Origin of the sequence: Pantoea sp. FN0305 (assembly GCF_050113845.1) — a bacterium.
Taxonomy (GTDB): domain Bacteria; phylum Pseudomonadota; class Gammaproteobacteria; order Enterobacterales; family Enterobacteriaceae; genus Mixta; species Mixta alhagi.
Map to the genome: position 1 here is coordinate 444,421 of NZ_JBNJSN010000002.1, position 15,283 is coordinate 459,703.

Genomic DNA, 15,283 nt, shown 5'->3' on the forward strand with positions numbered 1-15,283 from the left:
AATGAAAGGAAAAGCTGATGGCACCCGTTTCTCTTTCCCGCCAGACTGCCCGTAACCTGCATCTTGCTGCGCAAGGGTTGCTGCATCCACCTGCACGTCAGGCCACCTACAACGATTTGCTGGCAATAATTCGGCGCATGTCGCTGCTGCAAATCGATACCATTCATGTCGTCGCGCGTAGTCCTTATCTGGTCCTGTTTAGCCGCCTGGGCGATTATCCTGCCATCTGGCTGGAGCAGGCTCTGGCTTCCGGCAGTCTGTTTGAATACTGGGCGCATGAAGCCTGTTTTATTCCTGCTGAAGATTACCCCTTATTGCGCCACCGAATGCTGCAACCAGAAAAAATGGGCTGGAAATACAGCGCTGAATGGATGAGGCAACATGCTGATGAAGTGGCGAACCTGCTTCAACATATCGCCACCCACGGCCCGGTACGTTCTGCTGATTTTGCCACGACGCCCGGACATCAGCCAGGCTGGTGGGCGTGGAAGCCGCATAAGCGACATCTGGAAAATCTGTTTACCGCCGGGGAGCTGATGGTTACTGGCCGACAAAATTTTCAGCGTATTTATGATCTGCGGCAACGGGTGCTACCGGAATGGGATGATGCATTGCATATGCTTAGCGAAAAAGATGCCCGGGAACAGATGTTACGCAACAGCGCCCGGAGCCTGGGGCTGTTTCGCGCCGAGTGGTTACCGGACTATTACCGCCTGAAACGCGTTGCGTTAAAAGAGCTGATGCCACGCTGGCAGGAAGAGGGCTTTATCGTCGCGGTAACGGTGGAAGATATGGGCGAGATGTGGCTGCATCATGAGAGTGCGGCATTATTAGAAAAGCCGCTGAAAGCCACCCATACGGCTATTCTCTCTCCTTTTGATCCTGTGGTCTGGGATCGACGCCGCGCACTGGCGCTATTTGATTTTAATTATCGGCTGGAGTGCTATACGCCTGAAGCAAAGCGCCTTTATGGTTATTTTACCTTGCCGTTACTGCATCGTGGCGCACTCAAGGCCCGGCTGGATGCGAAAATGTTACGCCGCGAGCGTTGCTTACAGATTAAGAACGTATGGCTGGAAGACAAAACCCGGGTTGGCGCAGGCCTGGTGAATGACATGCGTAAAGCTATCGATCGCTTTGCCCGCTGGCAGGGCGCTGAGCAGGTCAGAATAGAAAAAGGGCCCGATAAGCTGTTACAGCTCATGGGAACCCACTGGCCGCTAACGACGCAAGCGTGACATTATCGCCCATTCAGCGGCTGTGTTATGCTTGCCATCCTGAGGCTTCGGTGCATTACGGAGGAAACATGGATCACCGTTTACTTGAAATCGTTGCTTGTCCGGTCTGTAACGGCAAGCTCTACTACAACAAAGAGCAGCAGGAACTTATCTGCAAACCAGATGGCCTGGCATATCCGGTGCGCGACGGCATTCCGGTGCTGCTGGAAAACGAAGCCCGTACGCTCTCTGCAGATGAGATACATCCATGAGTTTTGTCGCCATCATTCCGGCTCGTTTTGCATCAACACGTTTACCCGGTAAACCGCTGGTTGATATTCACGGTAAACCGATGGTGGTGCATGTGATGGAGCGAGCGCTGCAGTCGGGCGCAGATCGCGTTATTGTTGCCACCGATCATCCCGACGTGGCGGCGGCAGTTACCGCGGCAGGCGGCGAAGTTTGCCTGACACGGCCCGATCATCAATCGGGTACCGAGCGGCTGGCTGAAGTGATCGAACAGTATCAGTTTGCCGATGACACCATCATTGTGAACGTGCAGGGCGATGAGCCATTGATTCCGCCTGAAATTATTCGTCAGGTTGCTGAAAATCTGGCTGAGTCCGAGGCGGGCATGGCAACGCTGGCGGTGCCAATTACCGATGCTGAGGAAGCCTTTAATCCCAATGCGGTGAAAGTAGTCCGCGATGCGCGGGGATATGCGCTCTATTTTTCTCGCGCTACCATTCCCTGGGATCGTGAGCGCTTTGCGCAGTCGCGTGACACTATTGGCGGCAGCCTGCTGCGTCATATCGGTATTTATGCCTACCGGGCCGGTTTTATTCGTCGCTACGTAAGCTGGGAGCCCAGCGAACTGGAACAGATCGAACTGCTGGAGCAGCTGCGCGTACTCTGGTACGGCGAAAAGATCCATGTCGATGTCGCAGCGACAACGCCAGCCGCAGGCGTTGACACGGCTGAAGATCTGGCTCGCGTTCGCGAGGCGTTACGCTAAACAGACGTTGCCAGCGAAGGGAGTCTCCTTCAGGTTTCTCCCTTTGTTTTGCCTTTCCGCGCCTGACACAGGCGTTTTCGCTCTCTACTCCCGCTTATCCGCTAAAGGCGCAGCCTGCGATATCGTGCCATCCCCGGCGGTTTTCCCATTCAGACTCTGCCACAGCGCGCCCAGCCTTTCATAGACCGCACGTTCGCTATGGCTTAGCCACAGCGGCGCTGGCAACGCTTTCTCCCACCAGTTTAGCGGCGAATCGATCGCCATCTGATTTGCCGGTGCGGCAATTGGCATCAGGCCCTGATGATGGAAAAACGTCATGGCGCGCGGCATATGATTGGCAGAGGTCACTAACAGAAAAGGGCGCTGTGCCACGATCTGTTTCACCGCCAGCGCCTCATCATCCGTATCCCGTGGCTGGTCGAGTTGAATGATATCCGCCGACGGCACTCCCAAAGAGCGCGCGACCCGGGCGGCGACTTCGGCATTGCTGACGGGATTGGATAACGCGTGCGCGCCGGTAAAAATCATCTTAGCGCCAGGGTGCATTCGCCATTGCCTTACGCCCTCAGTTACGCGGGGCAGGCTGTTGCCAATCAGATTGGAGCTCGGCGCCCAGGCTGGATTCCAGGTATAGCCGCCGCCAAGCACCACAATAAACTCCACGGGATCGGTTTGATTATAGGTGGGATAACGCTGCTCCAGCGGACGCAGCAAACTATCCGCTATCGGCTGCAGGCTCAGAGAAAAAAGCATAATCCACGCGACGGAAACAAAGATTTTCCCGCTTTTTTGCCAGCGTGAGAACCAAAGCAGCAAAAGCCCGACCGCCATTAACAAAAGCAGCAAAGGCAAAGGCAGCAACAGCCCGCCAACTATTTTTTTTAAAGTAAAAAGCATGAATACCGATTCCTTTTGTCCGAAAAAACATCATCTGATAGCCAGACTCTGCATCAAAGGTTCATTCTGCGGCGGGGTATGACAAAATAGGCGCCCTGAAACAGCAATCACCGGAGCTGAGGCATGCAGGATCGTAACTTTGACGATATTGCCCTTAAATTTGCGCAAAACATTTACGGTACCACCAAAGGGCGTATTCGTCAGGCTATCCTGTGGCAGGAGTTGGATGTGTTGCTGGAGATGCTACCGGCGCGATCGCTGAACATTCTGGACGTTGGCGGCGGTCAGGGACAAATTGCCTGCGGACTGGCCGCGCGCGGTCATCAGGTATTGCTGTGCGACATATCCGGTGAAATGCTGCAGCGTGCCCGCGAACATGCGCAGCAGCAGGATGTGCTGGATAACATGCAATTCAAACAAATTAGCGCGCAGCAGGTGGCGCAATGCTTGGATAAGCCAGCGGATCTGGTATTGTTTCACGCTGTGTTGGAATGGGTCGCCGAGCCTGAAGCGATTCTGGCTACGCTGTATGAAGCGCTGGCACCGGGCGGCATATTATCGTTGATGTTTTACAACCTGCACGGGCAGATATTAAGTACGGCGGCGCATGGCAATTTTGGCTGGCTGGAAGTAGGCATGAAGAAAGGCAAAAAGAAAACGCTTTCGCCTGATTATCCGCGCGATCCCCAACAGGTCTATCAGTGGCTGCAATCCTGCGGCTTCATTATTGAACGCCGCGCCGGCATTCGGGTATTTCACGATTACATGCACGATAAACAACGACGAATAGATGAATTTGATCGGCTGTTGGCATTAGAAACCCAATATTGCCGCCAGGAACCCTTTATCAGCCTGGGGCGGTATATCCATGTCACGGCGCGCAAACCCGGCCCGAAGGACCTACTATGAGTGATTTTTCCCAGACTGTCCCGGAGCTGGTCTCCTGGGCGCGGAAAAACGATTTTTCCGTTTCGTTACCCACCGAACGTCTGGCGTTTCTGCTGGCTATCGCCACGCTAAACAGCGAGCGCATGGATGGGGAAATGAGCGAGGGCGAATTGATCGATGCGTTTCGTCACGTCAGTAACGCTTTTGAGCAAAGCCATGAAACCGTAGTGGTACGCGCCAATAATGCGATAAACGATATGGTGCGCCAGCGCCTGCTTAATCGCTTTACCAGCGAACTGGCGGATGGCAACGCTATCTATCGCCTGACGCCGCTGGCGATCGGTATTACCGATTACTATATCCGCCAGCGTGAATTTTCCACTCTGCGTCTCTCTATGCAGCTTTCGATTGTTGCCCAGGAGTTGAAGCGGGCGGCGGATGCAGCGGAAGAGGATGGCGACGAATTTCACTGGCACCGCAACGTTTTCGCGCCGCTGAAATATTCGGTGGCGGAGATTTTCGACAGCATCGATTTAACCCAGCGCCTGATGGATGAGCAACAGCAGTCGGTTAAAAACGATATCGCCGCGCTGCTAAATCAGGACTGGCGCGCCGCTATCTCCAGTTGTGAACTGCTGCTTTCGGAAACGTCTGGCACGCTGCGCGAGTTGCAGGATACGCTGGAAGCTGCGGGCGATAAGCTGCAGGCAAATCTGCTGCGCATTCAGGATGCTACGCTCAGCAGCCCGGATCTTGGTTTTGTCGATAAGCTGGTGTTCGATCTGCAGAATAAACTCGATCGTATTATTAGCTGGGGCCAGCAGGCGATTGACCTGTGGATCGGCTATGACCGTCACGTCCATAAGTTTATCCGTACCGCTATCGATATGGATAAAAACCGTGTCTTTGCGCAGCGCTTGCGTCAGTCGGTACAGAACTATTTTGATCAGCCCTGGGCGCTGACCTATGCCAATGCCGATCGCCTGTTTGATATGCGTGACGAAGAGCTGACGCTGCGTGACGAAGAGGTCACCGGCGAGCTGCCTTCGGAACTGGAGTATGAAGAATTTAATGAAATCCGTGAGCAGCTTGCAGCGATGATTGAAGAAGCGCTGCAGATTTACAAAACGGAAAACAGACCGCTTAACCTCGGTGAGGTCATGCGGGATTATCTGGCACAGTACCCACGGGCCCGTCATTTTGACGTGGCGCGCATTGTCGTCGACCAGGCGGTGCGTTTAGGCGTGGCGGAAGCTGATTTTTCCGGGTTGCCGGCGCAATGGCAGCCCATTAATGATTACGGAGCCAAGGTGCAGGCACATGTCATCGACAAATATTGAACAAGTGATGCCAGTTAAAATGGCTCAGGCACTGGCGAATCCGCTTTTTCCCGCGCTGGACAGCCAGCTGCGTGCGGGGCGACATATCGGCATTGAAGAGCTGGACAACCATGCCTTTTTAATGGATTACCAGGAATACCTTGAAGAGTTTTATGCGCGCTATAACGTTGAACTGGTGCGTGCGCCGGAAGGTTTTTTCTATTTACGTCCGCGTTCTACCACGCTGATCCCACGTTCAGTACTTTCTGAGCTGGATATGCTGGTGGGAAAAATTCTCTGTTATCTCTATCTCAGCCCGGAACGCCTGGCGAACGAGGGGATTTTTACCCAGCAGGAACTCTATGACGAACTGGTGAGCCTGGCGGATGAAGGGAAGCTGCTAAAGGTTGTGAATCAGCGTTCCACCGGGTCGGATCTCGATCGTCAGAAGCTGCAGGAAAAAATGCGCGCGTCGCTTAATCGTCTGCGCCGTCTTGGCATGGTGTGGTTCATGGGCAACGACAGCAGTAAATTTCGCATTATGGAATCCGTTTTTCGCTTTGGCGCCGATGTTCGCAGCGGCGACGATCCGCGCGAAGCGCAGCTGCGTATGATTCGCACCGGCGAAGCCATGACGCTGGAAACCACGGAAAACAGCGAAGAAGAAGCGGATAGCCAGCAGCGCCAGGCAGACATGGCAGAGGATGAAGAGGAATGATTGAACGCGGAAAGTTTCGCTCGCTCACGCTGATTAACTGGAACGGTTTTTTTGCGCGTACTTTTGAGCTTGATAACCTGGTCACCACGCTTTCAGGCGGAAACGGCGCCGGTAAATCCACCACCATGGCGGCTTTTATTACGGCCATGATCCCCGACTTGACGCTGCTTCATTTCCGTAATACCACCGAGGCGGGCTCTACCAGCGGATCGCGTGACAAAGGTCTGCACGGTAAGCTGCGTCCGGGCGTCTGCTACTCCGTACTGGATGTGGTCAATTCACGTCACCAGCGTGTGGTAGTCGGGGTGCGTCTGCAGCAGGTTGCCGGACGTGATAAAAAAGTGGATATCCGTCCATTTAGTATTCACGGTCTGCCCACTGCTATGCATCCCACTGAAATGCTTACAGAAACGGTTGGCACGCGTCAGGCGCGCGTCCTGCCGCTGAATGAGCTGAAAGATCGCGTTGAGGCAATGGAGGGGGTGCAGTTTAAACAGTACAACTCCATTACCGATTACCACAGCCTGATGTTTGAACTGGGCATTGTGGCGCGTCGCCTGCGCTCCGCCAGCGATCGCAGCAAGTTTTATCGTCTGATTGAGGCTTCGCTGTATGGCGGGATCTCCAGCGCCATCACCCGTTCGCTGCGTGATTATCTGCTGCCGGAAAACAGCGGCGTGCGTAAAGCGTTTCAGGATATGGAAGCGGCGCTGCGGGAAAACCGTATGACGCTGGAAGCGATTCGCGTTACTCAGTCCGATCGTGACCTGTTTAAGCACCTGATTTCTGAAGCCACCAACTATGTGGCGGCGGATTATATGCGTCACGCCAATGAACGCCGTACCCATCTGGATGGCGCGCTGGTGCTGCGTAATGATCTTTTCGCCAGCCGTAAACAGCTGGCCGCTGAACAGTATCGTCATGTGGAAATGGCGCGTGAGCTGGCGGAGCACAGCGCTGCTGAAAGCGACCTGGAAACCGATTATCAGGCAGCCAGCGATCACCTGAACCTGGTGCAGACGGCAGTGCGCCAACAGGAAAAAATAGAACGCTACGAAGCCGATATTGATGAGCTAACCTACCGTCTGGAAGAGCAGAATGAGGTAGTGGCCGAAGCGCGTGAAGTGCAGGAAGAGAACGAAGCGCGTCGGGAAGCGGCCGAGCTGGAAGTTGATGAGCTGAAAAGCCAGCTGGCAGACTACCAGCAGGCGCTGGATGTCCAGCAAACGCGTGCGATTCAGTATCAGCAAGCGCTGCAGGCGTTACAACGCGCGCAGGAAATTTGCCGTCTGCCTGCACTCACCATCGATAATGCGGAAAGCTGGCAGGAAACCTTCCAGGCGCGTGAGCAGGAAGCCACGGAAAATCTGCTGATGCTTGAGCAGAAAATGAGCGTGGCCGAAGCGGCGCACAGTCAGTTCGAGCAGGCCTTTGAACTGGTTTGCAAAATTGCCGGGCCGGTCAGCCGTAGTGAAGCCTGGCAAACCGGACGGGAACTGCTGCGCGACGCGGCTAACCAGCGTCATCAGGCTGAGCAGCTGCCATCGTTGCGGATGCGTTTGTCGGAAATGGAACAGCGCCTGCGCGAGCAGTATGAAGCGGAGCGTTTGCTGAACGAATTTTGCAAGCGTCAGGGCCAGCAGTATGAGGCGCATGAGCTGGAGGCGCTGCAGCATGAGCTGGAAGCGCGTATTGAACAGCTGTCGCAGAGCGTAGCCGATGCCGGCGAGCAGCGCATGATGATGCGCCAGGAGCTGGAACAGCTGCGTGAACGCATCAGCCAGCTGACGGCGCGTGCGCCACACTGGCTGGCAGCGCAGGAGATCCTGACTCAGCTTAGCGAACAGACCGGGCAGCCGCTGGAAAACAGCCAGCAGGTTACCGAATTTATGCAGCAGCTGCTGGAGCGCGAGCGTGAAACCACGGTCGAGCGCGATGAGGTGGCGGCGCGTAAGCGTGAAGCGGAACAGCAGATTGAGCGCTTTAGCCAGCCCGGCGGTTCTGAAGATCCGCGGCTGAATGCGCTGGCTGAGCGTTTTGGCGGCGTGCTGCTGTCGGAGATCTATGACGACGTCACCCTGGAAGATGCGCCTTACTTCTCGGCGCTGTATGGACCGTCGCGTCATGCCATCGTGGTGCCTGACCTCTCGCTGGTACGCGAGCAGCTGGATGGCCTGGAAGAGTGCCCGGAAGATCTCTACCTGATCGAAGGGGATCCGCAATCTTTTGACGACAGCGTTTTCAGCACCGAAGAGCTGGAAAAAGCCGTAGTGGTCAAGGTGGCAGAGCGCCAGTGGCGTTACTCCCGCTTCCCTAAAGTGCCGCTGTTCGGTCGCGCCGCACGAGAGAAGCAGCTGGAGCTGCTGCATGCTGAACGCGAGCAACTGGCAGAGACCTACGCCACGCTCTCTTTTGACGTGCAGAAAACCCAGCGTTTGCATCAATCCTTTAGCCGCTTTATCGGCAGTCACCTGGCGGTGGCTTTTGAAGAGGATCCTGAAGCGCAAATCCGTCAGCTTAATGCGCGCCGTAGTGAAATCGAACGCGCCCTCAATGCGCACGAAAGCGAAAATCAGCAGCAGCGTCAGCAGTTTGAGCAGGCAAAAGAGGGCGTTGCACAGCTGAACCGCCTGTTACCGCGTGTAAATCTGCTGCTTGATGAGACGTTGGCGGATCGCTGCGAAGAACTGCGTGAACTGATGAGTGAAGCGCAGGAGGCGGCGCGCTTTGTACAACAGCATGGCAATCATCTGGCTCGTCTTGAGCCGCTGTTGTCGGTGCTGCAGAGCGATCCGCAGCAGCATGAACAGTTAAAAGCAGACTATCAGCAGGCGCAGCAGACGCAGCGTGAAGCGCGCCAGCAGGCGTTTGCTATTACCGAGGTAGTACAGCGTCGCGCCCATTTCGGCTATGCAGACTCTGCCGGTATGCTGACCGGAACCAGCGATCTGAATGAAAAACTGCGTCAGCGTCTGGAGCAGGCGGAAGCGGAACGTGCGCGAGCGCGTGAGCAGCTGCGTGAGCATCAGGCGAAGCTAACGCAGTATTCACAGGTTCTGGCCTCGTTAAAAAGCGCCTGGGATGCCAAGCGCGATATGCTGAAAGAGCTGCAGCAGGAGATGCAGGATATTGGCGTCCAGGCCGATACCAGCGCCGAGGAGCGCGCCAGAATCCGCCGTGATGAGCTGCACAATGCCCTTAGCCATAACCGTTCGCGGCGCAACCAGCTGGAAAAACAGCTAACGTTCTGTGAAGCGGAAATGGACGGCCTGCAGAAAAAACTGCGTCGTCTGGAGCGCGATTACCATATCAGCCGCGAGCAAGTGGTCAGCGCCAAAGCGGGTTGGTGCGCGGTGATGCGCATGGTGAAAGATAACGGCGTTGAGCGACGTCTGCATCGCCGTGAACTGGCCTATCTGGGCGGCGATGAGCTGCGTTCAATGTCGGATAAAGCGCTGGGCGCGCTGCGTCTGGCGGTTGCCGATAATGAACATCTGCGAGACGTGCTGCGTCTTTCTGAAGATCCAAAACGTCCTGAGCGTAAGATTCAGTTCTTTATCGCCGTTTATCAGCATCTGCGCGAGCGTATCCGCCAGGATATTATTCGTACCGACGATCCGGTTGAAGCGATCGAGCAGATGGAAATTGAGCTTAGCCGTCTGACTGAAGAGTTGACCGCGCGTGAACAGATGCTGGCTATCAGTTCGCGTAGCGTGGCCAATATTATTCGCAAGACGATTCAGCGCGAACAGAACCGTATTCGCCAGCTTAACCAGGGCCTGCAAAGCGTGAGCTTTGGTCAGGTGCGTAGCGTGCGCCTGAATGTTAACGTGCGCGAAAGCCATGCGACGCTGCTGGATGTCCTCTCTGAACAGCATGAGCAGCATCAGGATCTGTTTAACAGCAACCGGCTGACCTTCTCCGAGGCGCTGGCCAAACTCTGGCAGCGACTCAATCCACAGATCGATATGGGACAGCGCACGGCGCAAACCATCGGCGAAGAGCTACTGGATTATCGCAACTATCTGGAAATGGAAGTTGAGGTTAACCGTGGTTCAGATGGCTGGCTGCGTGCTGAAAGCGGCGCGCTGTCAACCGGTGAAGCGATCGGTACCGGGATGTCAATTCTGGTTATGGTAGTGCAGAGCTGGGAAGAAGAGGCGCGTCGTCTGCGCGGCAAAGATATCAGCCCGTGTCGCTTGTTGTTCCTTGATGAAGCCGCGCGCCTTGATGCCAAATCGATCGCGACGCTGTTTGAACTTTGCGAACGTCTGGAGATGCAGCTGATTATCGCCGCCCCGGAAAACATCAGCCCGGAAAAAGGTACCACCTATAAACTGGTGCGTAAGGTTTTCAACAATACGGAACATGTGCATGTGGTTGGCCTGAGAGGTTTCTCTGCCGATCCGCTGCCAGGCGCGACGATGTCTCGGACGGAGCAGGACCAGTCGGAGGATGAAAAAACGCAGGTATAAATGTAGTAAAACGGTTGCCTCGCGTTTAATCTAGCCAACGGCATTTGCTCTATGAGACAAATGCCGTTGTTCGTTTATATACTTATTATAATAATTAACAGTCCTGAGGGTGTGTTAACCTCGGACCAAAGCAGGCAGGGGGCAAGGATGTTGCTGGCAAAATATCAAGCACTGAAGAAAACAACGCTGGCTTGGGCAGTTGCAATCAGCCTGGTACAGGTATCAACCGCTGCGGCGGCAATTATTACGGCCGTGCCGGTAGAAAGAGCCGGTGAATCCATGAGCGCGGCGGCAGGACAACAGCAAATGTTGGCCGCATTGCCGCAGGGCGTTAAGCCTTTTTACACCGGCTCGCTGGCATCTCTATATGCTGCCCGCCAGATGCAGCCTGTCTGGCAGGAAAAAGAAGCGGTGCAGCACTTCCAGCAGCAGCTGGCGGAAGTGGCAATTTCCGGGGTTCAGCCGCAGTTTACCCGCTGGGTAGAGCTGTTAACCGATCCTGAAATCACCGGTATGGCGCGCGATATTGTTTTATCGGACGCGATGCTGGGCTACCTGCAATTTGTTGCTAACGTGCCGAAGCAGGGTGAAAGCTGGCTCTATAGCCGCGTGCCTTACAAAATGGCGCTGCCGCCGCTTTCGGTTACCAACCAGTGGCTGGCGGCGGTTGACGCCGGGCAGTTGACTCACTTCGTAAACTCGTTAGTTCCGCAGCATCCTCAATATACCCCAATGCATAACGCGTTGAAGCAGTTACTGGCGGATAACCATCCCTGGCCGCAGCTAAAAGATAAACAGACGCTGCGTCCCGGGCAGATCAGCGATGATGTTCCGGCGTTAAAAGAGATCCTGCAGCGTACCGGCATGCTGGCGGCGCAGCATGACGCGCCAGCGCCGAATGAGGATGCGGAAGCCGCCAATCCCCCACAGAGCGATCGGCTGGCTGTGGTAAGCCCTTCTGCAACACCTGTGGCTGATATGCCAGCGTCCACGCCGGATGCGCCGGGCAGTGTCGCCTCTTCACAACCGGTGGCGACAAACGACAATATTTATGGTCCCACGCTGATTGAGGCGGTAAAGCGTTTTCAGCGTTGGCAGGGCCTGCAAGCAGACGGGGCAATTGGTCCGCGCACGCGCGAATGGCTTAATGTGTCGCCGCAGCTGCGAGCCTCGCTGTTGGCGCTGAACATCCAGCGTTTGCGCCTGCTGCCGGATGATATGCGTAATGGCATCATGGTGAATATCGCCAACTATTCGCTGGTCTATTACGCGGACGGCAATGAAATCCTATCGTCCCGCGTGATTGTAGGGCGCCCCGACCGTAAAACGCCGCTGATGCGCAGCGCGTTAAATAATGTGGTGCTAAATCCGCCGTGGAATGTGCCTACTACGCTGGTACGCCAGGATATTATTCCCAAAGTTAAACGCGATCCCTCTTATCTTTATCAGCATGGCTATACCTTGCTTTCCGGCTGGAGCAATGATGCGGAGGTTATCGATCCCAGCATGATTGACTGGAGTATGGTCTCAGCAGCCACATTCCCCTATCGCATACGTCAGGCACCGGGCGCGCATAATTCGCTGGGACGTTTTAAATTTAATATGCCCAGCTCTGATGCTATCTATTTGCATGACACGCCAAACCATAATCTTTTCCAGAAAGATATTCGCGCGCTGAGTTCTGGCTGCGTGCGGGTAAATAAGGCTTCGGAATTAGCCAGTTTACTGTTGCAGAATGCAGGCTGGGATAAGGCGCGTATATCCAGTAGCTTACAGCAGGGCGATACGCGCTATGTTCCTGTTCGCCATCATGTCCCGGTAAATCTCTTTTATCTCACAGCCTGGGTAGCGGATGACGGAAAGACACAGTTCCGCACAGATATTTACAATTACGATACCCCTGCGCAGTCAGGCACGCGTATTCTGGCGCAGGCGGGCCAACTCCTGCTTTAATTATTGATTCAGTAAACTTTTTCCCGACTGTCGGTTGTTTCTGGCGGTCGGGTTATCGCCTGCAATCTCGTTTATTCTCACATTACTGCCGTTTACTACCTTGACGTCATTCGGAGTGGCGGTTAAGGTGCGGGCTTGTGTACTTTTTGCACGGTTCGCTTTCTTTTCTCAGGTAAACGCAATTTATGGCTAATTTTGATCCACAACGTCGTAAGCTGCTGGTTTTAGGTGGTGCAGCAGCAGGGCTTGCGCTACTTCCAGGCTCAGCTCTTGCCTCTGTTTCGACTTCCCGTCCTCGTATCCTTACGCTGAACAATCTTCATACCGGTGAAACGCTGAAAACCGAGTTTTTTAATGGGCAAAGTTACGATCAGGATGAGCTGGCGCGGTTGAATCACTTTTTCCGCGATTATCGGGCAAACAAAGTTAAAAACATCGATCCCAGGCTGTTTGATCAGCTTTATCGATTACAGACAATGTTGGAAAATCGTAAACCCATTCAGCTTATTTCGGGTTATCGCTCTTTAGCCACCAATAATATGCTGCGCGGCAAAAGCAAGCGCAGTGGGGTAGCAAAACATAGCTATCATACCCTTGGCCAGGCGATGGATTTTCATATTGAAGGGATTTCTCTGAGTAATATACGCAAAGCGGCGCTAAAAATGCGCGCTGGTGGTGTAGGATATTATCCACGTAGTAACTTTGTGCATATTGATACCGGGCCGGTGCGCCACTGGTAATGCAGTGAACCCCGCCAGCTGTGCGGGTCATGGAGCTTTATGGATTATCATATTATTACCGTAACGGCATTTGCGCAGAACTGCTCGTTAATTTGGTGCAGTGAAACGCATGAGGCTGCGCTGGTCGATCCCGGCGGCGATGCGGAACTCATTAAACAACAGGTTGAAGCGAAGAAGGTCACGATAACCGCCATATTGCTTACCCATGGTCATCTGGATCATGTAGGGGCTGCCGCTGAGCTGGCCGCTTATTATGGCGTAGAAATTATCGGGCCGCATAAACTCGATGCCTTCTGGCTGGAAGCTCTGCCAACGCAAAGCCAAATGTTTGGTCTTGCGGAATGCGCGCCGCTTACGCCCGATCGCTGGCTGGAAGAAGGGGAGACGGTACAGGTTGGCAATGCGACGCTGGAAGTTTTGCACTGCCCTGGCCATACACCCGGTCATATTGTTTTTTACCACCGTGCCGGGCGGTTATTGATATCCGGCGACGTTATTTTTAACGGCGGCGTAGGTCGTACAGATTTCCCACAGGGGAGCCACCAGGCGCTGATTGATTCCATTAAAAATAAGCTGCTGCCGCTTGGCGATAATATCACCTTCATTCCCGGTCATGGGCCAATATCCACTTTAGGCCGTGAGCGTATCAGTAATCCTTTTTTAATCTGAATAATCAAAATGGGCCCGCAGGCCCATTTTTTACGTTATCGTTTTATAAAACCGCAACGATTGCTTCGCACAGGGCGGCCATATTATCTGGCGTCATGCCAGCTACGTTAACACGTCCTGAATTCACTGCATAAACGCCAAACTCTTCACGCAGGCGAATCACCTGATCTTTACTCAGCCCGCTAAAAGAGAACATCCCGTTCTGATGAGTAATAAAGCTGAAATCGCGGTTAGCGCCTTTTTCCTGGAGCGTATTCACAAACAGCTGACGCATGCGGTGAATGCGCTGGCGCATATCCGTTAATTCCTGCTCCCAAATCGCACGCAGCGCATCATTACCAAGAATGGTGGCAACAACGGCGGCACCATGCGCCGGAGGATTAGAATAGTTTGCGCGGATAGTATATTTAACCTGGCTGAACGCGGTATCGGCTACGCTGGCATCTGCTGCGACCAGCGTAAAGGCACCCACGCGCTCATTATAAAGACCAAAGTTTTTGGAATATGAACTGGCGACGATGAGTTCTTCATGACAGGCAGCAAAAATTCGCAGGCCTTCTGCATCTTCTTCCAGACCACGCGCAAAGCCCTGATAGGCAAAATCAAACAGCGGCAGCCAGCCGCTTGCCTTTGACAGCTGCGCCAGCTGGGCCCACTGTTCTGCGGTAGGATCAATACCCGTTGGGTTGTGGCAGCAGCCGTGAAACAGCACTACATCTCCTGCTTTAGCACCACGCAGGCTTGCCAGCATCGCGTCAAAATCGAGCTGATGGCTCTCTGCATCATAATAATCATATTCGCATACTTCGAGACCGGCAGCACTGAAGACGTTTTTATGGTTTGGCCAGCTGGGATTGCTGATCCAGACGCGTTTTGCGCTGGTTTGCGTCGCTAAAAAATCGGCGGCTACGCGCAGGGCACCGGTTCCGCCTGGCGTCTGGGCGGTGCGGGCGCGTTTTGCGCTAACAATGGTGCTCTCCTGTCCAAACAGCAGTGTCTGGGTGCAGCGGGCAAAGTCAGCCAGCCCATCAATGCTGAGATAGTTTTTCGTGGTTTCGTTTTCCAGCAGGTACTGCTCGGCTTTTTTAACGCTGGTTAATACCGGCGTTTGCCCGGTTTCATCTTTATAGACACCGATGCCAAGGTTGATTTTATTCGGGCGGTCATCGTTGCGGAAAAGATCGGCTAAACCAAGAATAGGATCGGCGGGTGCAGCAGTGATATTTTCAAACATGTGAGAGGTCCGTAAGCTTCAAGAAAAGCGAAATGAGACCTCAGGTTAACGCCAGAAAGTTGAAAAGCCAACCGTTTGCGAGAAAAAGAATAGTGAATAAGATGGCTGAAAAAAGGGCAAATAAAAACGGGGCCTTTGGCCCCGTTTTTTAACCTTAG

General features: G+C 54.1%; 12 protein-coding genes. 10 read left to right on the plus strand and 2 right to left on the minus strand.

The features are described 5' to 3' along the window. Positions 1-17 precede the first annotated feature (17 nt). The 3 genes from ACQE3Y_RS06165 (at position 18) to kdsB (ending at position 2,232) form a co-directional block, all read left to right on the plus strand. A complete protein-coding gene (locus ACQE3Y_RS06165) occupies positions 18-1,238 on the plus strand; it encodes a winged helix-turn-helix domain-containing protein (RefSeq protein ID WP_426981089.1) in 1,221 nt (406 codons plus the stop codon). Between the two features lie 68 nt (positions 1,239-1,306). Further along, on the plus strand, positions 1,307-1,489 hold the full coding sequence (locus ACQE3Y_RS06170; protein WP_038627028.1) for a Trm112 family protein: 183 nt from the start codon (positions 1,307-1,309) through the stop codon (positions 1,487-1,489). Beyond that, on the plus strand, positions 1,486-2,232 hold the full coding sequence (gene kdsB, locus ACQE3Y_RS06175) for a 3-deoxy-manno-octulosonate cytidylyltransferase (protein WP_250652269.1): 747 nt from the start codon (positions 1,486-1,488) through the stop codon (positions 2,230-2,232). Before ACQE3Y_RS06170 ends, kdsB begins: the two co-directional genes overlap by 4 nt. Before the next feature lie 84 nt (positions 2,233-2,316). Here kdsB and elyC read toward each other — a convergent pair whose 3' ends face one another. Continuing rightward, positions 2,317-3,129, minus strand: coding sequence for an envelope biogenesis factor ElyC (gene elyC / locus ACQE3Y_RS06180; RefSeq protein WP_426981090.1), 813 nt, complete (start codon positions 3,127-3,129; stop codon positions 2,317-2,319). 123 nt (positions 3,130-3,252) lie between these two features. Here elyC and cmoM point away from each other — a divergent pair, with 123 nt between their 5' ends. The 7 genes from cmoM to ACQE3Y_RS06215 all read left to right on the plus strand — a co-directional run bounded on the left by cmoM (position 3,253) and on the right by ACQE3Y_RS06215 (position 13,891). Continuing rightward, positions 3,253-4,038, plus strand: a complete 786-nt coding sequence (cmoM, locus tag ACQE3Y_RS06185) for a tRNA uridine 5-oxyacetic acid(34) methyltransferase CmoM (RefSeq protein WP_426981091.1) — start codon at positions 3,253-3,255, stop codon at positions 4,036-4,038. Then, on the plus strand, positions 4,035-5,357 hold the full coding sequence (gene mukF, locus ACQE3Y_RS06190) for a chromosome partition protein MukF (RefSeq protein WP_085067411.1): 1,323 nt from the start codon (positions 4,035-4,037) through the stop codon (positions 5,355-5,357). Before cmoM ends, mukF begins: the two co-directional genes overlap by 4 nt. Then, positions 5,338-6,054 carry a chromosome partition protein MukE gene (gene mukE / locus ACQE3Y_RS06195; protein ID WP_085067410.1) on the plus strand — a complete coding sequence of 239 codons (717 nt, stop codon included), beginning with the start codon at positions 5,338-5,340 and terminating at the stop codon, positions 6,052-6,054. Before mukF ends, mukE begins: the two co-directional genes overlap by 20 nt. Further along, the gene (mukB, locus tag ACQE3Y_RS06200; protein WP_426981092.1) at positions 6,051-10,529 is read left to right on the plus strand and encodes a chromosome partition protein MukB; all 4,479 of its coding nucleotides are present in this window, start codon (positions 6,051-6,053) and stop codon (positions 10,527-10,529) included. The genes mukE and mukB overlap by 4 nt, the downstream gene beginning before the upstream one ends. A 147-nt stretch (positions 10,530-10,676) precedes the next feature. Continuing rightward, positions 10,677-12,482: a L,D-transpeptidase gene (gene ldtD / locus ACQE3Y_RS06205; RefSeq protein WP_426974243.1), complete on the plus strand. Its 1,806-nt coding sequence runs from the start codon at positions 10,677-10,679 to the stop codon at positions 12,480-12,482. Positions 12,483-12,667: 185 nt separating this feature from the next. Beyond that, positions 12,668-13,222, plus strand: a complete 555-nt coding sequence (locus tag ACQE3Y_RS06210; RefSeq protein WP_426974244.1) for a DUF882 domain-containing protein — start codon at positions 12,668-12,670, stop codon at positions 13,220-13,222. 39 nt (positions 13,223-13,261) lie between these two features. Then, positions 13,262-13,891: an MBL fold metallo-hydrolase gene (locus ACQE3Y_RS06215; protein ID WP_426974245.1), complete on the plus strand. Its 630-nt coding sequence runs from the start codon at positions 13,262-13,264 to the stop codon at positions 13,889-13,891. A gap of 43 nt (positions 13,892-13,934) precedes the next feature. On the opposite strand, the gene ACQE3Y_RS06220 is transcribed toward ACQE3Y_RS06215, so the two are convergent. Next, positions 13,935-15,125, minus strand: coding sequence for an amino acid aminotransferase (locus ACQE3Y_RS06220; protein ID WP_426974246.1), 1,191 nt, complete (start codon positions 15,123-15,125; stop codon positions 13,935-13,937). Between the last annotated feature and the right edge of the window lie 158 nt (positions 15,126-15,283).